The organism is Marinobacter nauticus (assembly GCF_003634635.1).
Lineage (GTDB): Bacteria > Pseudomonadota > Gammaproteobacteria > Pseudomonadales > Oleiphilaceae > Marinobacter > Marinobacter nauticus.
In genome coordinates this window covers 76,288-97,504 of sequence record NZ_RBJB01000004.1, presented here as the reverse complement: position 1 = coordinate 97,504, position 21,217 = coordinate 76,288, and the positions used below count along the sequence as shown (strand labels likewise).

Here is a 21,217-nt window from a genome sequence, read left to right as displayed (position 1 = left end):
GCATCGGGTGGATTGGGCAAGCGAAATTCATGGCTCTTCGACCAAAGCCGGAGCCAAAGCGTCGGTTGCGACGGCGTCACCGGGCCACCACAATAGCGTTTTCACGGAGACAGCAAGCGGAGCCCCCATGAATGGCAGCGTTTTCGATCAGCCCATCGCCAGAGAGCACACCTGTTCGGTAAAGTTTGATGCCCGCAAGGCGGTATTCGGCTGTGACGATGTGATACCGGCGTGGGTCGCCGATATGGACTTCCCGGCCCCGGAAGCGGTCACCCGTGCGCTGACCGAGCGGGCGCAGCATCCGGTATATGGCTATACCCTGTTCCCGGACAGCCTTTATGAGGCCATGATCCAGTGGTTTGAAAGCCGTCATGGCTGGAGCATCCAGCGAGACTGGATTGTCATGGCGCCCGGGGTGGTGCCGTCCCTCAACGCGGCCTGCCTGGCCTTTGCCAAACCCGGAGAGGGCGTGATTATCCAGCCGCCGGTGTACCCGCCGTTTTTCAGCTCGGTCAGGGATACCGGCCGGACCGTGATTGAAAATCCTTTGATGGCAGACGAAACCGGTGACTACCGCATGGATCTGGAGCATTTGGAGCAATGCGCCGCCCGGCAGGAGGCCAAGGTATTGCTGCTGTGTTCACCCCATAATCCGGTGGGACGGGTCTGGCGCGAGGCGGAACTGGTTCAGGTGCTGGACATCGCGCGCCGTCATGGCCTGGTGGTGCTGTCGGACGAGATTCACTGCGATCTTACCTATCCAGACAAGCCCGCTCATCGGGTGTTAGCGACCCTGGCCGAAGGGGATGATGCGCTGATAACCGCGGTTGCGCCGAGCAAGACCTTCAATATGCCGGGGCTGGGCCTGTCGGCCCTGGTGATTCCGGATCCGGAGCGCCGCAAGGCCATGAAAACGGTGTTCGAACGGCTGCACCTGCCGCAGTGTAACCCGTTCAGCATCGCCGGGTTCGAGGCAGGCTATCGCCATGGTGGTCCCTGGCGGGATGATCTGATGGCCTATCTGAAGGGCAATCGCGATTTCGTGGTGCAGGAGGTTGACCGCCGACTCACGGGCATCCGCACCTCCGCGCCGGAAGGCACCTACCTGATCTGGCTCGATTGCCGGGGCCTGAAGCTGGACGACACCGCCCTGAAACGCTTTTTCGTGCAACAGGCGGGGGTTGGCCTCAATCCGGGACTCAGTTTCGGCAGCCAGGGCAGCGGTTTCATGCGGCTGAACATCGGCTGCCCGAGAGCGGTACTGGCGCAGATTCTCGACCGTATTGAGGCAGCCCTTCAGGGCAGCTGATTTTCCAGGGAGCAGTGATCTTCAACCAATTGCCATCGCGGCGGCGTATTCATCCCGGGCATATCGCCGCTGGTCGGGCGGATCGCCTTCCAGATCTTGCCACCATGGCTGGCTTCGCTGCCCACGGTGTAGCGCTCTGAGAACAGCCACTGGTCGGGCTGCTCGCACAGTTCGTTGTCACTGGACGATTCCGAGGCTGGTGAATCCGGGCTGCCAGTGACTGTGCCTGTCTGCGCTGTTTGCCCGGTTTCTACATCGGACTTGTCGATCGGGGCCGGGGGCGCTGCCTCGCCGGAGCATTCGGGTGCAGCATCGAGCTGTTTCCAGTCGAAGGTAATGCCCGGTTCCAGGCCCTGGTGTAGCTCCCGGGACTGGTACCACTTGCCGTCATGGTGCACCACCGCTCCGGCCGGGTAGTAGTGGGATGGCGCCCATTTGGACTCATCCGGGTCGCAGGGGGCTGCCGCGACGTTCAGGGAAAGAGCGGCCAGCATCAGGGTAATGATGGCCGGCCAGGAATATGAAGAGGCGGTTTGCCTAGTCATTCGGCTCTCCTTTATCCAGTGCAGTGACAGGCGGGCGGGACAGACGCCGGCCGGTTCGGGTCGCCAGTATCAGGCCTCCGAGTATCAGCAGTCCACCCACCAGATGAAACAGGCTGAGGTTTTCCCCGAGAAAAACCACCGCCAGCACAGAGGCATAAACCGGCGTAAGGTACATGAAAATGGCAGCCCGGGCAGGGCCAATGCTGTGTACGCCATGATTCCAGAAGGCGTAGGCGAGAATGCCCGGAAAAATCGCAAAATAGATCAGAGGAAGGGCGGTACTTTGTGACAGGGCAAAGCCGCCGCTGAAGAACAGAAAGTCCAGCAGGTAGACCGGCGCGAGAATCAGGGTGCCCAGCAGGATCTGCGTGGTGAGGAAGGTCAGTGCCGGCAGTGGCACCGCCTGCCGGCGCAACAGCACCGAGAACAGGCCCCAGCTGAACACCGCAGCTACCATCACCAGGTCGCCGGGCTGGGCCTGCAGGCCGGTCAGCACCGATACATCGCCGCGGGCAATCACGCACAGAATGCCGGCCAGGGCCATGGCAATGCCCAGTATCTGAATCGGGCGGGTCCGGTCACCCAACAACAGCCAGGCCAGCAGTGCGACAAAAATCGGGATAGTGGCATTGATCAGCGCGATGTTGGTGGCTGTCGTGGTCATGGCCGCGACATAGAGCAGGGAATTGAAGGCGGCAACGCTGAAGGTGGCAAGTGCAATCATGGACCCGAGGCGCTGACGAATCACCTGCCGGTGGCGCCAGATACCGGGTAAGCCGAACGGCAGGAGAATGGCCAGGGCCAGTACCCAGCGCCAGAACGACATGGACAATGGCGGAATGTGCTCGACCGTGCCGCGGGCCACCACGGCGTTGCCGGCCCAGAACAGCGGTGTCAGCACCAGACCGATGTAGGCCAGGGTTTGCCCGGAGTTTTGCGTTGTGGCGTTCAGGTCAGACACTCCGTCTCCTGCTGGTTCCGTGCCCATGGAAAACGCCTAGCATACTATTCTCCGGGTACTTGTGCCTCCGTACCTATGTGGTAGGCGGCAAACCCTGCCATCACCACCTGATCCACCGCCATGCCGATGACCCGGCCGTCCGAGGAGGCGCGAATCGGATGCTGTTCGTTGGTGATTGGATCGGCGACATAACCCAGTACCTCGCCCTCGGATACCGTCGCTCCGAGCTTGATTTCGCTGAACAGGATGCCGCCGTGCTGGGCCCGGATCCAGGTAGAGTCGTAATACACCGGCTCCGGATCGCCCCAGACAAACATGCGGGAAATCATGCCGTGCTTTTCCATCAGACTATTGAGGCTGTTTACGCCCGCTTCGATCTGGTGTTCCTGGATGCGCAGGGATTCCCCGGCCTCCAGTGTCACGGTGCGGATTCCTGCTTCGGTAGCCGCGGTACGCAACATGCCGGGTGACCCGGAACTGTGAACCACGGCCATCCGGTCAAAGCCCCGGGTGAATTCGGCGACATCCGGATTGTTCATGTCGGCCCGGAGTTGCGGCAGGTTGGTGCGCTTGAGTGACCCGGTGTGAATATCCACCAGCATGTCGCAGTGCCGGATAACGTTGTTAAACAGGGAATAGGCAACGCGGTCGGCCAGTGTGCCGTCCGGGGTGCCAGGGAAATGCCGGTTCAGGTCGCGACGATCCGGCAGATAGCGGCTGCCCTGCTGAAAGCCGGTGAGGTTCACGATGGGCACGCCGATAACCCTGCCACTGAGTTTTTCCGGGTTCAGGTCGTACATGCTGCGACGGACAATCTCGATGCCGTTGAGCTCGTCACCATGAACCGCGCCGGTCAGGCACAGGGTCGGGCCCTGGTTAACGCCATTGACCACCAGTACCGGGGTAATCTGGGACAACCCGGCAATCTGAATGCCTGGCGACCAGGCCAGTCGTGTCGCAGTACCGGGTAGAATTTCCTTGCCCAGCAGTGTGAAACTCTCTGCGGGAACGGGTGCTGCGGGCTCCGGTTCCTTCTCGGCAACATCGTCCGGGGAGGCGGGGGTGTTGCTCCCGACCGCGTCGGCTGTCCCGGATTGTGTTTCGGCCTGAGGTTCCGGCTGCGCGGCAGAATCCCCGGAATCGCTTGCCTCGGGCTCCGGCTCCGGCTCCGGCAGCGGGGCCACTTCTTTCAGGTCGATATTGGGTGCGATTTCACGGGGCTTGCTGGCTGCCTCCGGTGCCTCTACCGGGGATTCCTGCGGGCTGCTCTGTTCGCTGGTTGTCTCAGCCTGGGCGCGTGCCTGCGCAGAGCCCCGGCGGGGTTCCGAGTGCTCAACATCCTCAACGTTTTCATCTTCCGCCAGATCGGCCACCAACAGGGCAGTGGCGTCTGCCTTGGAACTCACTGCCTCAGCCAGCACGGCGGGCGTCGCAAAAACCAGGAGTGATGATGTGAGTGCGCTAGTGATGGAATATCTGAGCCTTGCTCGCAGCATAAGTCCTCAATTACCTGACGATGTGGCCCCAAGGATAGGGATGAGCCTCAATCATGAATACGGCTGTGACAGAGGTTTAATGCCACTTTCATGAAACCGGGCCGAATTTACCCGGTTCGATATGGTGAAATGTCATACCACTGCTATCTTGCAGTGATATGACTGTTTTACGCCCGTCAAGGAGAGAACTGAATGGATCTTTTGCGAATTCTGGTAGCAATTCTGTTACCGCCGTTAGGCGTCTTTTTACAGGTTGGTATCGGTAAGCATTTCTGGATCAACATCCTGCTGACCATCCTGGGTTACATTCCGGGCATCGTGCACGCGGTATGGGTGATCGCCAAGAAGTAGCCTCAGTCTGGCGCGACCACGTGCCAGAGCCCGTCGTCGGCGAACGCCCTGTGTTCGGCTTCCAGTTTCAGCAGGTGCGCCAGCGCTGAGCGGGCGGCCAGGCCGTGAATGGCGGCCGGGACATCGTCATAGGCCCTGGCGGTCAGGTCTTTCAGACTGACCGGTGCCAGCGCCTCCAGCGCCCGCCACACTTTGTGTTCCCGGGACAGCCGGTGGGTGATCAGGTAATCCATCACCGCCGCAGGCTGGCCCATCAGAAAACCATGGGCCGGTGCAATGAAGCGCACAGGCTCGGCCAGCAGATCGTACATGGAATCAATGTAGGCCTTCATATCACCGTCCGGTGGGTTAATCACCACCGTTGATCCCTGCATGATGTGATCCCCGGAAAACAGTAATTCCTGATCCAGCAACAGATAACACAGGTGGTTCGAAGCATGGCCCGGGGTATGCAAAACCTTCAGGATGCCCGCTTCGGTCACAATCAGATCGCCGTGCCCGGGTTGATCATCCGGTGTGAAGCTCGAATCCTGCCCCGCGCCCTCCGGCGCTGGCCAGCCAAATACCCGGCAACCGGTACGGGCCTTGAGTTGGGCCACCGCCGGGGAGTGGTCCATATGGGTATGGGTAACCACCACCTGATCCACCACACCACCGGTAAGCTCCAGAATTCGCTCGATATGCGCCTCGTTCGCCGGGCCGGGGTCCAGCACCGTAAAACGTTCATGGCCAAGGATATAGGTGTTGGTGCCCGGGCCGGTCATCATCCCGGGGTTCGGCGCGGTCAGCCGGATAACCCCGGCGGCTACCTCCACTGGTTCCCCGGGAACAATCTCCGCACGGGTTGACCCCTCACCTTCCGGATCCAGCTTGACGGCCTCGTCATAGGCCGGAGCGTTGGGTTCCAGCATCACCGGCTTGCCCTTGCGCACCGCCGGCCAAGGCTGATCCGGAAACGCCTCCGGGGGATTGGCGTGGGCATAACGCATCAGCTCGCCGGTCGTGCCGAACTCACTCAATACCCGCAAGGTTCGGATCGTCGGTAACCCCAGCAACCGGGCACCGGCCCGATGTTCTTCAAGCGCCTGAGCCGGCGCAATCCAGATGTGATCAATGGTTTCCGTACCATCGTGGCTCGCCACCTGGCCTTCCGGCGCCACCGCTACAAAAAACCGGGTATCAAACCGGCGCGGCGGCCCCGGTGGCGTCACCCAGTGGCTCAGATACGCCAACCGGTCCAGCGGCACCGTCAAACCATGCTTCGCGCACAACTGCGCCAGCGAAATTTCCTCCTGAAACAACGCCAGACGCTCACCATACACCCCGTGATCGGCGCCAATCAACTGACCGGATGCATCCTGAGCCAGCAGAATCCCCGCCTCTTCAAAACACTCCCGAACCGCCGCCAGCATGTAATCCGCCCCGCCTTCATCCAGACTCATGGTCTGACTGATGTCGGCATCCTCCACACCCACCACATGAGCCCGCCCCTCCGGCTCCTGCGCATTCACCGCACCCCCCGGGAACACGTAATAACCCGGCAGAAACACCGCATCCCAGGTGCGTTGCAGAAGCAGGACTTCAATACCGTTATCGGTATCACGGGTCAGAACCAGGGTGGCGGCGGGGCGGATGTTCATAAGGCTCTCTGTCATTTTGCTGTTTTTATGGTGCGCGTAGAAGGCCAGGATGAGGGCGTAGGGATAAGCTTTCCAAAACCTTGCGGAGCCATGGATGGCGGAGCAGAGCGTACAGGGATGTATTCACAGCGTGTTTTGGAAAGCTTATCCCTACGGCCGACCGAACCAGCATTCGCGGCGCTACGACGTTTACAGCAAGATACCCGAACAACCCACAGGATGAGAAGCGACAAAGGTCGGAGTATGATGCACCCCCATTACTCAATCGCACCAAGCGCACCCCAGGGGACCCCAAGTGGCCAGAATCAAACTCGACTTTCCCGACACCGCCTTCACCTTCGAAACCCGCCTGCCGGTGCGCATCACCGACATCAACGGCGCCAACCACCTGGGCAACGACGCGCTGATCTCCATGCTGTCTGAAGCGCGCGCCCAATTCCTGGTGGAGCACGGCATTGAAGAGGCGGGCCACGATGGTGTGGGCATCATCGTCACGGATCTCGCTACCATGTACCAAGGAGAGTCCTTCTACCCGGACCTGCTGCGCTTTGAAGTGGGGCTGATGGATTTCAACAAATACGGCGGTGATTTCGTGTTCCGGGTCACCAAGGCCGACAGCGGGCAACCAGTGGCGCTGGCCAAGTACGGTTTCGTGTTCTTTAACTACCAGAGCCGGGAAGTAACCCCCATGCCCGAGAGCTTCCGCGCCCGGTTTGCCTGAGTATTACCCCTGCTGGCGCAACCGGCTCATACCCTGGCGATACAGGCTATAGGCCATGGTGCCGGCCAGCAGGTTGCCCACCAGAGCGCCGGACATCAGCCCGGTCAGCCCGGCCAGTTGCCCGCCAACCCAGAGCAGGGGCAGATAGCAGGCGAATAGCCGCAGGGTGGAAATCAACAGTGCGCGCATGGGCATGCCCAGCGCGTTGTTGACCGACACCATCAGAATACACACGCCAAGCCCGCTGTAGCTCAGCGGCACTCGCAGCAGATAACTCACCAGAATATCTTGTACCCCGGCATCGCGGCTGAACAGGCCAGAGACGAAGCCGGAGGCGGCCAGCCAGATCAGCCCGATGGCCAGCTGCCAGATCACGATAAAGCGCACCGCAATGCGCACCAGCTTGCGGATTTTTTCGATTTCCCCGGCCCCCAGCATGCGGCCGATCATGGGCGGCATGGACATGGTCAGGGCCAGCACGACCACAATGGAAAAGAACTCCAGACGAGTGCCCAGGCCCCAGGCGGCCACCGCGGCAGACCCGAACCCCGCCACCAGTGCGGTAGCCAGCATGGCCGAGACCGGTGGCATCAGTTGGCTGACCATGGCCGGTGCCATGATGCCGCCAAGCTGGCGCACAGCCTGAGCCAGTTGTAGCTGGAGCAGGTCGAACCGCAGCCACTGGCGTTTGAGCAGGATCGGGTAGACGATCAGCGCACCAATGCCGAAGGCGGTGATGGTGGCCCAGGCGGCGCCGGGCAGGCCCCAGCCGAACACGAAGATGTACAGCGGGTCGAGGGCGATGTTGAGCAGGCTGGTGATGATCATCATGTAGCCCGGCAGGCGGGTATCGCCGTTAGCGCGGCACACGGCGTAGCTGAAGTAGACCATGGCGCCAGTCCACGCGGAGAGCAGCCAGGGTGCCCAGTATTCGCGAATCACCGGCCGCAGGGCCTGTTCGGCGCCCAGCAGGTCCAGGATCAGGCTTTGTAGGAGCCAGACCGACAGGCACAGAATAAAGGCCAGACCGGCCCCAATGGCGACCACCAGGCCGCCCAGGCGTTGCGCGCGCATATCGTCACCCTGGCCCAGGGTGCGGGAGATGATGGCGGTGGTGGCAATGCCAAGGCCGACGTACATGCCGCTGACCAGCTGCTGCATGGGCACGGTAAAGCCCAGTGCTGCCAGCGGGTCGCGGCCGAGTTGGCCGACGAAGGCGCTGTCGGTGAGCTGGAAGGTCATCAGCGAGAGCACGCCGAAGAGCATGGGCCAGGTCATGTGGTAGAGCTGGCGGCCCAGGGAGGCGTTTTGCAGGTGGTTTTGCACGTTAGCTTGAGGGCCTTGGTATTGAGTGTGGCGGGGATTCTAGCATTGGTGGAAGCACTCGGGGGCGGAAGGCTTTCCAAAAAGCGCTCAAGCCATCCATGGGCGCTTGTGTTCCGCCCCTCAGCGCTAATCGCTCCTGCGTCGCGCAGAGGGTCCAGGGCAGGCCATCCCTGGCCGGCCCGTGAAGAGCTTTTCGCTCTTCACCCATGGCTCCACAAATTTTTGGAAAGCCTTCCGCCCCCGACCGCCCCAACGTTCTGGAATACTCCGGAACGTATCAGGGCACTCTACTGATGAGGCGTCAGTAGCTGGTTCGGTTCAGAGCACACTCAAAGCCGCATCGTAATCCGGCTCGTTCTTGATCTCGTTGACCAGTTCGCTGTGGATCACTTTGTTGTTCTCGTCCAGGACCACCACCGCGCGGGCGCAGAGGCCGGCGAGGGGGCCGTTCTGGATGGCGACGCCGTAGTCCTGCTGGAAGCTGTAGTTGCGGAAGGTGGACAGGGTTTCCACGTTTTTCAGGCCTTCGGCGCCACAGAAACGGGAAGCGGCGAAGGGCAGGTCCGCGGAGATAACCAGTACTACGGTGTTGTCGAGGCTGCCGGCCTTTTCGTTGAACTTGCGGGTGCTGGCGGCGCATACGCCGGTGTCGATGCTGGGGATGATGTTGAGGATTTTGCGTTTACCGGCCCAGTTGTCGAGTTTGACTTCTTCCAGCCCGCTGCTGGTGAGGGTGAAGGGTGGTACGTTATCGCCCGGCTGGGGAAATTTCCCGCTCAGTTCAATGGGGTTGCCGTCGAGGGTAACGTTGCTCATATGCTGCTCCTGAGTTTGTTGAGAGTTCCTTGGTTTTACGTTCTGCAACTTACTCTGTGTAGCTTACTTTGGATGACTTTTCATCCCCGACTTTAGCTGGATCATGCTCGTGCGAGCCTCTCAGGCGCTGGCTTTTCCGGTTTCGAAGGCTTTCGCCGGGTAGCGTTGTACCAGCAGCAGGTAGCCGATCATGGCCAGGCCGGCGCAGGTGGCGATGACGGTGGCCATCACCAGAGGGGTGCCATTGTGCAGGGCTCCGACGATGGCGCCGGCGATGGCGGCGGCGCTCATCTGGATAAAGCCAAAAAGCGCGGAGGCGGAGCCGGCCATGGTGGGGAAGTTGGCCAGGGCGCCGGCCATGCACTGGGGCAGTACCAGGCCGGTACCGGCCATGAAGATGGCCTGGGGAATCATCACCGCCCACGGGCTGTAAACCTGTTGGTAGGCCAGGAGCGCCATGATGGCGCCGCCGGCCAGAGCGGTGATCAGACCGTAGAACAGGATCTGATCCGGCCCCAGGTAACGCGCCAGTCGGATGGAGCCCAGATTACCAGCGATGTAGCCCACGACGATGGCGGCGAAGTAGAAGCCGAAGTGCTCGGGCTGAACCCCCAGTACGTCAATCAGCACGAAGGAGGCGCCAGACAGGAAGGCAAACAGCCCGCCGTAGATGGCGGCGTTGGTCAGGGTGTAGCCAATGAAGCTGGCGTCGGTGCTGATGCGCCGGTAGTTGGCGAAAAGGTGGCACAGGCGCAGGGGCTGGCGATACTCCGGTTTCAGGGGCTCAGGGATACCAAAAGCGGTGACCGCGGCCATGACCAGGGCGTAGCCGCCCATGGCGATGAAGATCCAGTGCCAGCTGAGACCGCCGACCATCAGGCCGCCCAGGGTAGGGGCCACTGCCGGGGCCAGGGCCATGATGCTGGCCAGCAGGGCGAGGATTTTGGCGGCTTCCCGGGGGGTGTAGATGTCGCGGATGATGGCGCGACCCAACACAGGGCCGGCGGAGCCGCCCAGGGCTTGCAGAAACCGGAACAGCTGCAGGGTTTCGATGTTGTTGGCCAGGGCGCAGCCGATGCTCGCAACAGTAAAGAGCAGGAAGCCACCGATCATGATGGGTTTGCGGCCGAAGCGGTCGGCCAGCGGCCCACAGATGAGTTGTGCGATGGCGAAGCCGGCCAGATAGACGCTCAGGGTCAGCTGGACCTGATCGGTGCCGGCATGGAAGTCGGCGCCGATCTGGGGCAATGCTGGCAGGTACATGTCCACGGCCAATGGCCCGAGGGCGACGGCGGCGGCCAGCAGTATGGTTGTCCAGATGCTTGTGAGTGCTAACACTATTTGTCCTGACTTTAGAGTTGCGCTAGGTCGACGATTGACGTGAAGTCTAGGGTTTATGGTGCGTTTGGATAACGGCTTGTAGCCTCATGCAATACATGAACAAAACTGATTGATTAATCGTTCAGCCCGTTCATGGTCGCTGCAACCGAATTCACCTGGTTGCGTACCCAGCGGTGGGCCGGGTCATTCTGGTGCCGTCGGTGCCATAGCATCAGCAGGGTAAAGGGCTTGTAGTCGAAGGGAAGTGGAACCCAGGCGAAGTCCCGCATGAGTTGTGCGCTCATGCGTTCCGGGGCGGTGGCCAGCATGTCGGTGCCGCGGAGGAATTCGGGCAGGCCGGAGAAGTTGGAGACGGTGACCACGTTGCGGCGGTCCAGGCCCTTGGCGTGCAGGGTGTTTTCAAAGCCCGGCCGTTCGCCGGTGGCGAACATCAGGGCGATGTGATCGGCTTTCAGGTATTCGGCCAGATCTGTGGGCGCGTTGCGTTGGTTTGGGTCGTAGAACACCACCATGCGGTCCGCCATCAGGCCCCGTTGCATGATGTCCGTGGTTTCCGGTGCGTGCGGGCTGATGATCAGGTCGCAGGCTTCTTTGCGCAGCATGTCGGCGTTGGGGATGCCGGAGGGAATCACCTGCAGCTGGATGCCCGGGGCCTTCTGCCGCAGGATTCGGAGCAGCCCGGGCAGAAGCAGATCCCGCTGGTAGTCGTTGGCGGCAATGGTGAAGGTGAATTCCGCCGACGCCGGTTCGAAGGGAGGCCCGGAGGGCAGGGTGCGCAGATCGTCCAGCAGTTGGCGGATGTGGGGGCCGGTGCGCAGGGCGTAGTCGGTGGGTACAATGCCGCGCCCTGATTTCACAAACAGGGGGTCGCCGAAGGCCTGTCTCAGGCGCTCGAGGGTGTGGCTCACGGCCGATTGGGTAACGCCCAGGCGAACCGCCGCCCGGGACACGCTGCCCTCATCCAGAACCGCCACAAACGTTGCCAGGGATCGCAGATCCAGGCTCAACATATCAACAGGTTTCATGGGTGGCAGTTTAAAGCAGTAAGCTTATGTAGGTAAGTGGTTCGGAAGACCTTTCCAAAAATTTGCGGAGCCAGGGATGGCGGAGCAGAAGCGCCACAGGGATGTGCCGAAGGAGCGTTTTTTGGAAAGGTCTTCCGAGCCACTTGCCGGTCGGCCAACGCCTTAGTCAGACCTTGCGGCCAACCAGTCGGCCAGTTCAAGCCAGGACGCCCGGGGCGCTTTGCTTCCGGCCAGTATCCCCATGTGCCCGCCGGGGGCCACCCGGAAGGTCTTATCCGTGGAGCTGACGTGGTCCATCACTCGCTTGGCGGCGCCGGGTGTAGCGAGGGTGTCTTCCTGGCCGGCGATGGCCAGTAAGTTGGCGTTTACGTTCTCCAGTCGCGCGAAGTCGTCGCCAATCTGGATCTGGCCTTTGGCCAACTGGTTATCAATCCAGACCCGGACCACGGTGTCCTGAATGACACCGCCGGGGTAGGCCACCATCCGGTCCAGAAAGGCCGAGGTGGTGGCATGGTTGGTGACGAATTCGCGGTCGCCCAGGCGCACGATCAACTCCCAGTAGCCCATCACACTGCCAACCGGGTTGGTCAACTTGAAGCCGATGGTGTTGGCCCAGCCCGGGGTATGGAACCAGTGCGGTTTCATGTCGTGGAGCCGGAAACCGGTGCGTTTGCGCACCTGTTCGGCGACATCGGCAATGCGCTGGTACATCCAGCCGATCAGGCCGGAGGCGTGGCTGTCGATGGGCAGGCCCAGAACGATGGCGTTGCGGATGTGCTGGTCCTTGCTGAGGGCAGAGTAGAACAGCGTGAACATGCCGCCCATGCTCCAGCCATGCAGTGACAGCTCCTGTTCTCCACTATGTTCCCGGACCCGATTCAGATACTCCGGCAGGAATTCGGCAACATAGGTATGCATGTTGTAGTGGGTGTGTTCCCGGCCCGGCATACCCCAGTCGATCAGATAGACCTCGAATCCTCTGGCTCGAAGGAAACGCACCAGACTTCGCTGGGGAAACAGATCATAGATCAGCATATTCACGGCCAGAGGAGGAATGATGACGATCGGCGTGCGGTGGGTCTTGCGTTCTACCGGGATCACCATGCCATCCAGTTCGATGAAATCCTCCTCCAGCGGCGGATAGTATCGCAGGCTCACCAGCCCATTGCTGTACAGGGTCTCGAACGGGGTCTGGCCTGCCTGTACCAGGCTGGCCGCCCGGAAAATCCGGTCGAAGGCATTGCCAGCGTAGAGTGCGCTCTGGCGGGCGAGGCCGGAGGAGGTCTTGATGGCGGATTTCAGGGGGTTGCGCATAGGGTATCCGGTGTAGCAGCGGTGCGTGTGGAGTCAGATAATAGAGTGGATTCATTCCCCCAGCCATGGCAAGACTGTCACATCCGGTCGGCGTTTTGGTCACTTCGGGCCACTGCCCAAGCGGCTGCCAGGTTGCTATGATTGCGGGCTTCGGAAACAACAACCACAACAGGATGCCCATGCTCAGTTTCCTGCCTGCCCCCGTTATTGGCGTGCTTAATTCGCTGCTACTAGGCCTGAACACCGTGTTCTGGTGCCTGCTGCTCTATATCCCCGCGGTGTTCAAGCTGGTGATTCCGCATAAGGGTTTCCGGGTGTTGTGCACCCGCGTGATCATCTGGATTTCGGAGTCGTGGGTGGCCTGTAATACAGGCTGGATGAAGCTCACCCACAATACCCGCTGGCACGTGGAAGGCGCCGACAAGCTCAAGCGCGAGAGCTGGTATCTGGTGCTCAGCAATCATCAGAGCTGGGTGGATATCCTCGCCATGCAGCGGGTGTTCAATCGCCAGGCGCCGTTTCTGAAGTTCTTCCTGAAACAACAGCTGATCTGGGTGCCGGTGATCGGCCTGGCCTGGTGGGGGCTGGATTTCCCGTTTATGAAACGCTACACCCGGGAGTATCTGATCAAGCACCCGGAAAAACGAGGCGATGACCTGAAGGCGACCCGCAAGGCCTGTGAGAAATTCCGCTACACGCCGGTGAGCGTGATGAACTTTGTGGAAGGCACCCGTTTTACCCCGGCCAAGCACGACCGGCAGAAGTCACCATACCAGCATTTGCTGGTGCCGAAGGCCGGTGGAGTGGCCTTTGTGCTGGATGCCATGGGGGATTCCATTGATACCCTGGTGGATGTCACGATTGCCTATCCCGATGGCGCTCCAACGTTCTGGGACTTCATTTGCGGGCGGGTGCCGGAGATCCGGATGACCATTGATACCCAGGCCATTCCGGAACACCTCAAGGGCAGGGATTACTCTGAGGACGCCGAGCACCGCCGTAACGTCAAGGACTGGTTGGGCGATCTGTGGCGTGCCAAAGACGAGCGGCTGGGACGAATGCTGGCCCGGCAGGACCAGAACCTCAGCTGATGCTGTACCGGGTCAGTCGTCGTCTTCGACCTGATCCGGGTGTTCCTTCTTGAACCTTTCCCATTCTTCCCAGTCATGGGGAGTACCGGCATGGGGCCGTTTCAAATGCCTGGCATGCTCCATGGCATTGTGGCGCAGGCTATGGTCGGGCTCTTCCTCTTCTTTGTCGAAGCCGTACTTTCGCAGAAATTCCTGAGGACTGATGGGCATAACACACCTCCTGAAAACAGAAGACCTCTGAACAGATACGGTGTGTCTGCCCGGCTGGTTTTCAACCCTTGTCGTTGGTTCCGGGATTAATGTCCTCGGCCTCGAGCAGTTTGAAGTTGATCTGCCGACGCTCTTCGTCCACACCGGAAAAGCTCACGGTTACCCGCTGGTCCAGCTGGAAGATCCGGCCGTTCTTGTTGTGCACCAGGCGCAGCGTAACCGGATCAAAGCTGAACTTGCCCTCCAGGTCCTTGCAACTGACAAAGCCTTCCAGGCCATTGCAATCCAGGCGCACGAAAAAACCCGATGGCATGGTGCGGGTAATGGTGCCTTCCATCGGATCTGCTGGCAGGCCTTTGGCGTAATCGCTCTTGAGCCAGGCCTCCAGGGTGTTGGCAGCCATGCGGGCGCGGAACTGGGTGGTCTGGAGACTCTCCAGCTGCTGCGGGTTCAGTGCCTTGATGGGTTGATCCCAGAGTGCGGCCTTGATCAGACGGTGCACGTAGAAGTCCGAGAACTTGCGCAGCGGTGAGGTAAAGGTGGTGTAGGCCGCCAGTCCCATACCCTGATGCGGAGCAGGCTCGAAGCCCAGTTCGGCCCGGGCCAGTTGGCGCGAGAGAATGGACTTGACCGGCACATCGGCCTGCAGGCCATCGGTGTGCTTCATCAACGCCTTGAAGCCTTCGGCACTGGTGGCATCCAGTTCGGCCAGATGCGGGGCGTAGCCCTCCAGCAGTTTACGGATATTGTCGGCGCGGTCGTCCCGCAGCCCCGGATGCTGAATGAACAGGCCTTGCCCCTGCTTTTCCAGGAAATCGGCCGCACAACGATTGGCCGCGACCATGCATTCTTCCACCAGACGGTGGGCTTCGTTCTGCACCGCCGGTTCTATCACCCGGATTCGCTTATTCTCGTCCAGACGCAACCGGAATTCGGGGCGATCATTGCTCAGTAACGCGTGCTCCGAGCGCCATTTGCGCAGGGCAGTGGCGGCCTGATGCAGCTGGTCCAGGCTGTTGGCGACTGCTTCGGGCAAGGCCTTGATGTCATCGTCTTCCCGACCTTCAATCAGGTGTGACACCAGCTCATAGCTCAGCTTGCCCTGGGAGCGGATGACGGCCTGGCGAAAGCTGTAGTCGCCCAGGCTGCCATCGTTGTTCACCTGCAGGTCGCACACCAGGGCCAACCGGGGTACCTCTGGCATCAGCGAGCACAGGCGGGTGCTGATGGCGTCCGGTAACATCGGCAGTGGCTCACCCGGGAAATAGATGGCGGTGGCGCGGTTAAAGGCTTCTTCTTCGGCCGGGCTGCCCGGCTCGATCATCGCGGTCGGGTCGGCGATGGCGATGGACAGGGTCCAGCCAGTGGCATTCGGGGTTGCCATCAGGGCATCGTCCATATCTTGGGTGCCCGGACTGTCGATGGTCACGTAGGGCTGTTCGGTACGGTCTTCCCGGCCCTCGCGGTGTGAGGTAACGGATTCCTCAGTAAGGGTGTCGGCCTGCTTCTGCACTTCTTCCGGCCAGGCATCGGCCAAATCAAAGTTGGCCAGGGTGAAGGCCCGTTCAATGCCCGGCTCACCGGCCTTGCCGATCACCCGCAGCACCTTCGCCTGGCCCTTGCCGTCCTTGATCGGATGGCGGTGAATCTGGCAGTAGATGAAATCATCGGGCTGGGCGCCCTTGCGTTCTTTCGGCGGAATAAAAATCCAGCGGTTGATGCCCGGGGTTTCCGGTGCCACAAAGTGGCCTTTGCCCTTGATCAGATAGCGGCCCACGAAGGTGGTCAGGTGCGATTCCAGCAGCTCGTCGACAACGCCCTGGGTTTTGCCTTTTTCCACTTCGTGTTCGGTGACATTGACCCGATCACCGGGCAGGACTTTCTGCATTTCCTCGGGAGGCAGAAACACATCCCGCCCTTCATCCAGGGCCACAAAGCCGAAACGACCGTTGGTGGACTTGACGGTACCGGGGAAGACCACCTTGTTCTGTTTGATGTCGGTTTTCAGCTGGCGCAACTGATTGAGAGCGTCGGCGTTGAGCATGAAGAGATAACCTGAATAAAAAAGTGTGTTGCAGCGGAGTATAACGGTTCTGCCAGTGCGAGTCAGATCTGTCAGGCCGGATGAATGGCCTCGCCGGTACCCGTGCGGATGCAGACCCGATTCCGGCCGTTTCGCTTGGCCTCGTACAGAGCCTGGTCTGCGTTGCGCAGCAGGACATCGAGATCTTCACCGGGCTGGCAAAAATAGCCGCCAACACTGATGGTTACCGGTGTTCCGGTGCGCTGGCTTTCCTGCTCGACGCTGGCGCGAATACGACAGGCGATCTGCTCCAGCGTGGCGGCATCGCAGGGTGATAGCAGGACTACAAACTCGTCGCCGCCCCAGCGACCGGGGTGGTCGTAGGGCCGAACCGCCGCTTTCAGCCAGAGCGCAACCCGGCACAGAATCTCGTCGCCGGCCTGATGGCCCTGGCTGTCGTTGATGGCTTTGAAGTGGTCTATGTCCAGCCACAGAAGCCCGAAGCCCTTCTGCTCCCTTTCCGCGCGCTGGATTTCCTCATTCATCACCTCGTCCAGGCCCCGCCGGTTCTTCAGGCCGGTCAGGGCATCGACCCGGGCCAGACGCTGCAGTTCTTCGGTGCGGTGGGCCACCTTCTGTTCCAGCTCACGGGTGGTATCTTGCAGGGAGTGGGACATTTTTTCGAAATGATCCACCAGGCGGCCGATCTCGTTGTCCGGTTTGGGCAGGTAGGGAAGATCAAAGCGACCGTCCCGTAACCGGTGCACGGCTTCCTCGAGGCTGATGACCGGGCGCAGAATGCGGGACTGTATGATCTGGTGGAACAGCACCAGGGTGACCAGCAGGCTGACCAGAAACACCGCTACCAGAGGCCAGAGATAGCTCCGGGGGATCAGTGTGTTCAGGTCCAGCAGGGTAATCTCAAACCAGCCAATGGCGGGCAGAAAGGCCACGCCGGCCAGATGCTTGCGGCCATCCACCGACACAAACCCGCTTTCCACCGCGCCATCTTCGCCATTACGCTGTTTGAGCATCTGCAGCATGCCCAGAATCTGCTGTTTGTCCTGGGGATCGTCGAACAGCAGATCCACGGTGTTTTTCTGGCCTTCGGGTTTGATGATGGTGGCAAAATCGATGTAGTTGCGATCGCGGTACAGCTGGATGGCGCCGTTATAGTCCACGAACAGGGTGGTAATGCCGTCCTGGCCGATGTCGACAATGTCCTGCAGAAAGTCGTCCAGATTCAGGCCGGTACCCACCATGCCGACGATGTTGTTGTCGGCATCGCGCATGAGCACGTCTATCCACAGCTTGGTAACGCCAAGTTCGGTATCGGGATTGACGTTCAGGTGAAAGTCGCGGCCTTCGTCAATGAGCTGGAAGAACCAGGCATCGTCGGGTTTGTCCGGGCTCAGCACATAGCGGAACTGGTCGCCGGCGTAATCGTTGGAGGCGTTGTTGTAGTAGTAATGACCATTGGAGCGGAGGGCCACAAAATAGCTGTTATCCCGGAAGTTGCTGCGGAAACTCTCCATCTGGCGGATGGCCTGGTTTTCCAGCGCGGGGTCTTCCGGTGACTGGGCCCACTGAATCAGTGTGGAGGAGCGGGCCATTTGCCGGGCCAGCCCGATTTCCCGCTCCAGGGACTGCAACAGTCGGGCGCTGTCATAGCGTACCTGGATCTCGGCGACCTGCTGGCCCCAGCGTTCAATAATATCTTCCGATAATGCCCGATAGGCCAGCCAGGAAGCGGTTCCTGCCGCTATGATCAACAGCGCGGCCAGCCCGAGAATGCGGGTTTTGAGGCTCAAAATGTGTCCTTGCCAATCGTGTTCTGAATCTATACTCCATCATAGAACAGAGCGGGGCTATCGTGTAGAAAAAATAGGCAGAACCATCAGTTGTGTTGGTTGAACACCCGCGTCTGTCCCTGGTCGTTGAACAGAATAACCTTGTAGTGATCTTTCCGGTCGCCCATCTCCATACCCGGAGAGCCCGCCGGCATACCCGGTACGCTCAGGCCGGTGGCCTTGGGGGCTTCCGCCAGCAAGCGCTTGATGTCGTCCGCCGGCACATGGCCTTCAATCACATAGCCGTCGACAAAGGCGGTATGGCAACTGCCCAGACCCGGAATCAGCCCGGCTTCGGCTTTGATCCTGCCCATGTCGTCGCTGTTGGTGGCGGTGACATCAAAACCGTTTTCTTCCAGATGGTCGATCCAGTCGCCGCAGCAACCGCACGTGGGGGATTTGTACACGTGAATGCTTTGGGCCGCACCGCCGGCAAGGGCGGTGGTGCTGAATCCCAGGGCAGCCATCAGGCCGAGGGCAAGGGTGTGTTTTCTCATGGTGATTACCTCAGTGATGTTGATCGGAGTTGTCCGAGTTAGAGCCGGAGAGCCAGAACCACCAGACAATGGCAGCCATCAGGGCGAGACCACCGGCATTGACCAGAAATGTTGTCATCAGTTCCGCTCCTCTGCTGATACTTTGGTATGGCTGGTCTTGAACAGCCGTAGCCGGTTGGCGTTGGAAACCACCGTCACTGAAGACAGCGACATGGCGGCGCCGGCCAGGATCGGACTCATCAGGATGCCCCACACAGGGTAGAGCAGGCCGGCGGCCACCGGAATACCCAGGGAGTTATAGATAAAGGCTCCGAACAGGTTCTGGTGAATGTTCTTCACGGTCGCCCGGGAGATCTCGATGGCGTCCGGCACCCCGTGCAGGGAACCTCGCATCAGGGTGATGGACGCACTTTCAATGGCCACGTCGGTGCCGGTACCGATGGCAAAGCCCACGTCCGCAGCCGCCAGCGCCGGGGCATCGTTGATGCCATCCCCCACCATGGCCACCGTGTGGCCTTTACCTCGCATTTCGCTGACCACTTCGGCTTTGTCCTCCGGCAACACCTCGGCCCGGTAGTCATCGATGCCGGCCTTGGCCGCAATGGCCTTGGCGGTGGCATCGACATCGCCGGTGACCATCATCACCTTGATGCCAGCGTCGTGCAGGCGCCGGATGGCAGCCTCGGAATCCGGTTTGATCGCATCTGCCACGCCGATGACACCCAGCACTTCCTGGCCCACCGCCAGGAACAGCGGCGTGCCGGCCTCCCGGGTGATGGTTGCGGCGGCATCATCCAGAGCCTCGATAGACAGCCCTTCGGCTTCCAGCCAGCGCCGATTGCCCAGGCGTACCGGTTCGCTATCAAGCTTGCCTTGCACACCTTTGCCATTGAGCGCTTCGAAGCCGGAGACCGGTTCTGGCTCAACATCGTTCTCGCGGGCCCTGTCCAGAATGGCTTCTGCCAGCGGATGCTCGGAATGCTGCTCCAGCCCGGCGGCTAATGCCAGCAGGCGCGTCTCATCGCCGTTTGCCGCGTGCACCCGGGTTACCGCGGGATGGCCCTCGGTAATGGTGCCGGTTTTATCCAGAATCACCAGATCGATTTTTCCGGCAGTCTGCAAGGCATCGCCCTGGCGAATCAGCGCACCGTACTCTGCTGCCTTGCCAACACCCACCATCACCGACATGGGCGTGGCCAGCCCCAACGCGCAGGGGCAGGCAATGATCAGTACCGTGGTGGCGGCCACCATCATGTGCACCACCGCCGGCTCCGGCCCGACGTTGTACCAGACCAGCGCCGACACCACGGCAATCAGCATCACCGTGGGCACGAACACCGAAGAGATCTTGTCTGCCAGCCGGCCAATGGCGGGTTTCGAGCCCTGGGCCTTCTTCACCAGCTTGATGATCTGGGCCAGCGCGGTCTCGCTGCCCACCCGGGTAGCTTCATAGATAATCGAGCCGTGGGTGTTCAGAGTACCGGCCGAGACCTCATCGCCTTCTCCCTTGCCCACCGGCATGGGCTCACCGGTCAGCATGCTTTCATCAATGCGGGTGGAGCCTTCGGTAATCACCCCGTCCACCGGCAGCTTCTCGCCCGGGCGCACCCGGATGCGGTCGCCTTTCTGAACCTCTTCAACGGGAATATCCTGTTCCTGGCCATCGCGGATCACCCGGGCCGTTTTCGCCCGCAAATCCAGCAGCCGGCGCACCGCTTCCGAGGTCTTGCCCTTGGCCCGCAACTCCAGGGCCTGGCCCAGATTGATCAGGCCAATGATCATCGCCGAAGCCTCGAAATACACATGGCGCGCCATCTCCGGCAGCGCCTCCGGCGCACTGGCCACCACGATCGAATATAGCCAGGCGGTGCCGGTACCCAGAGCAATCAGCGTGTCCATATTGGCGTTATGATGTTTGAACGCCTTCCAGGCCCCGGTGTAGAAATGCCCGCCGGTGGCAATCATCACCCCCAGAGTGAGAATGCCCAGATTGATCCAGGTAAGCTGATTGGCCTCGGTCACCATCATCGACCCGAAGCCCATGCCCCAGATCATCAACCCAAGGCCCAGCCCCAGACTGATGGCCATCTTCACCAGCAGCACCTTGTACTGCTTCTTGTCCTCTTCCTGCTTGCGGTCGTCGGCGGCATCCGCGTCTTCAATCACCCGGGCACCATAACCCGCACTCTCCACCGCCTGCACCAGCGCCTGCGGATCGGCATCACCGCTGGCGGTCGCGGTGCTGTCCGCCAGATTCATATGAGCGTGAGTGACACCGGGGACCGACATCAGCGCCTTCTCAATGGTATTCACACAGGATGCACAGGTGGCCCCGCTGACCGCCAGCGCGATCTGCCCGTCGCCGGCATCCGATGGCTCGACGTCGGCCGAGGGAGCTGGTGTATCCAAGTCCGGCGCCTTATCAGCGGCAGAATTATCCTTTTTGGATGCGCAACAACTGCCGATGGGTTCGTTATGAACCAACGGCTCCGCCGGGTAGCCAGCCTCCGTTACTATCCGTGCCGCCTCGGCGCTATCCACATTCTCAGGCAGGGCCACGGTCTGGTCTTCGAGATTCACCTCCACCCGCTCGGTGCTCCCGGTCAGCGGTTCCAGAGCATGACGAATCTTCTTCGCACAACCCTGACAAGAGGCGCCGGAAATACTCAGCGCTGTTTTCAGAACCGATGCTTCACTCATT

18 protein-coding genes are annotated in these 21,217 nt (G+C 60.7%); 4 read left to right on the top strand and 14 right to left on the bottom strand.

Going from position 1 to position 21,217, the window contains the following annotated elements:
- Positions 1-127 precede the first annotated feature (127 nt).
- Complete coding sequence (locus tag C7436_RS11860) at positions 128-1,309, top strand: MalY/PatB family protein (RefSeq protein ID WP_121207962.1); 1,182 nt, start codon at positions 128-130, stop codon at positions 1,307-1,309.
- On the opposite strand, the gene C7436_RS11855 is transcribed toward C7436_RS11860, so the two are convergent.
- From C7436_RS11855 to C7436_RS11845, 3 genes are read right to left on the bottom strand one after another with little or no spacing between them, the layout of a single operon-like run.
- Complete coding sequence (locus tag C7436_RS11855) at positions 1,297-1,854, bottom strand: carbohydrate-binding protein (protein WP_011787208.1); 558 nt, start codon at positions 1,852-1,854, stop codon at positions 1,297-1,299. The two genes, C7436_RS11860 and C7436_RS11855, sit on opposite strands and share 13 nt — an antisense overlap.
- Complete coding sequence (locus C7436_RS11850; RefSeq protein WP_121207961.1) at positions 1,847-2,842, bottom strand: DMT family transporter; 996 nt, start codon at positions 2,840-2,842, stop codon at positions 1,847-1,849. Before C7436_RS11850 ends, C7436_RS11855 begins: the two co-directional genes overlap by 8 nt.
- Positions 2,843-2,859: 17 nt before the next feature.
- Positions 2,860-4,221, bottom strand: coding sequence for a succinylglutamate desuccinylase/aspartoacylase family protein (locus tag C7436_RS11845; RefSeq protein WP_228198122.1), 1,362 nt, complete (start codon positions 4,219-4,221; stop codon positions 2,860-2,862).
- Positions 4,222-4,503: 282 nt separating this feature from the next.
- Here C7436_RS11845 and C7436_RS11840 point away from each other — a divergent pair, with 282 nt between their 5' ends.
- On the top strand, positions 4,504-4,662 hold the full coding sequence (locus tag C7436_RS11840) for a YqaE/Pmp3 family membrane protein (protein WP_014423048.1): 159 nt from the start codon (positions 4,504-4,506) through the stop codon (positions 4,660-4,662).
- A 2-nt stretch (positions 4,663-4,664) separates the two neighbouring features.
- On the opposite strand, the gene C7436_RS11835 is transcribed toward C7436_RS11840, so the two are convergent.
- Complete coding sequence (locus tag C7436_RS11835; RefSeq protein ID WP_121207959.1) at positions 4,665-6,302, bottom strand: MBL fold metallo-hydrolase; 1,638 nt, start codon at positions 6,300-6,302, stop codon at positions 4,665-4,667.
- A 295-nt stretch (positions 6,303-6,597) separates the two neighbouring features.
- On the opposite strand from C7436_RS11835, the gene C7436_RS11830 reads away from it, so the two are divergent.
- The gene (locus C7436_RS11830; protein ID WP_014423046.1) at positions 6,598-7,023 is read left to right on the top strand and encodes a thioesterase family protein; all 426 of its coding nucleotides are present in this window, start codon (positions 6,598-6,600) and stop codon (positions 7,021-7,023) included.
- Positions 7,024-7,026: 3 nt separating this feature from the next.
- Here the strand turns inward: C7436_RS11830 and C7436_RS11825 are convergent, their stop codons facing one another.
- The 5 genes from C7436_RS11825 to C7436_RS11805 form a co-directional block, all read right to left on the bottom strand.
- A complete protein-coding gene (locus tag C7436_RS11825; RefSeq protein ID WP_228198120.1) occupies positions 7,027-8,349 on the bottom strand; it encodes an MATE family efflux transporter in 1,323 nt (440 codons plus the stop codon).
- A gap of 318 nt (positions 8,350-8,667) precedes the next feature.
- A complete protein-coding gene (tpx, locus tag C7436_RS11820; RefSeq protein ID WP_011787201.1) occupies positions 8,668-9,165 on the bottom strand; it encodes a thiol peroxidase in 498 nt (165 codons plus the stop codon).
- 120 nt (positions 9,166-9,285) lie between these two features.
- Positions 9,286-10,503 carry a Bcr/CflA family multidrug efflux MFS transporter gene (locus C7436_RS11815; protein WP_121207958.1) on the bottom strand — a complete coding sequence of 406 codons (1,218 nt, stop codon included), beginning with the start codon at positions 10,501-10,503 and terminating at the stop codon, positions 9,286-9,288.
- 116 nt (positions 10,504-10,619) lie between these two features.
- Positions 10,620-11,531 (bottom strand): LysR family transcriptional regulator, encoded by a 912-nt coding sequence (locus tag C7436_RS11810; RefSeq protein WP_121207957.1) that lies wholly within the window; start codon positions 11,529-11,531, stop codon positions 10,620-10,622.
- Between the two features lie 162 nt (positions 11,532-11,693).
- Complete coding sequence (locus tag C7436_RS11805) at positions 11,694-12,845, bottom strand: alpha/beta fold hydrolase (protein ID WP_121207956.1); 1,152 nt, start codon at positions 12,843-12,845, stop codon at positions 11,694-11,696.
- Between the two features lie 179 nt (positions 12,846-13,024).
- On the opposite strand from C7436_RS11805, the gene C7436_RS11800 reads away from it, so the two are divergent.
- Positions 13,025-13,936: an acyltransferase gene (locus C7436_RS11800; RefSeq protein WP_170155434.1), complete on the top strand. Its 912-nt coding sequence runs from the start codon at positions 13,025-13,027 to the stop codon at positions 13,934-13,936.
- Between the two features lie 12 nt (positions 13,937-13,948).
- Here C7436_RS11800 and C7436_RS11795 read toward each other — a convergent pair whose 3' ends face one another.
- The 5 genes from C7436_RS11795 to C7436_RS11775 all read right to left on the bottom strand — a co-directional run bounded on the left by C7436_RS11795 (position 13,949) and on the right by C7436_RS11775 (position 21,216).
- Complete coding sequence (locus C7436_RS11795) at positions 13,949-14,146, bottom strand: hypothetical protein (RefSeq protein WP_011787196.1); 198 nt, start codon at positions 14,144-14,146, stop codon at positions 13,949-13,951.
- 61 nt (positions 14,147-14,207) lie between these two features.
- Entirely contained in the window at positions 14,208-16,190 is a 1,983-nt protein-coding gene (locus tag C7436_RS11790) for a ribonuclease R family protein (protein ID WP_023008711.1), read from the bottom strand.
- Positions 16,191-16,261: 71 nt separating this feature from the next.
- Positions 16,262-17,980, bottom strand: coding sequence for a GGDEF domain-containing protein (locus C7436_RS11785; protein ID WP_023011553.1), 1,719 nt, complete (start codon positions 17,978-17,980; stop codon positions 16,262-16,264).
- 86 nt (positions 17,981-18,066) lie between these two features.
- Entirely contained in the window at positions 18,067-18,516 is a 450-nt protein-coding gene (locus tag C7436_RS11780) for a DUF411 domain-containing protein (RefSeq protein WP_014423038.1), read from the bottom strand.
- Positions 18,517-18,633: 117 nt separating this feature from the next.
- The gene (locus tag C7436_RS11775; protein ID WP_121207954.1) at positions 18,634-21,216 is read right to left on the bottom strand and encodes a heavy metal translocating P-type ATPase; all 2,583 of its coding nucleotides are present in this window, start codon (positions 21,214-21,216) and stop codon (positions 18,634-18,636) included.
- Position 21,217 lies beyond the last annotated feature (1 nt).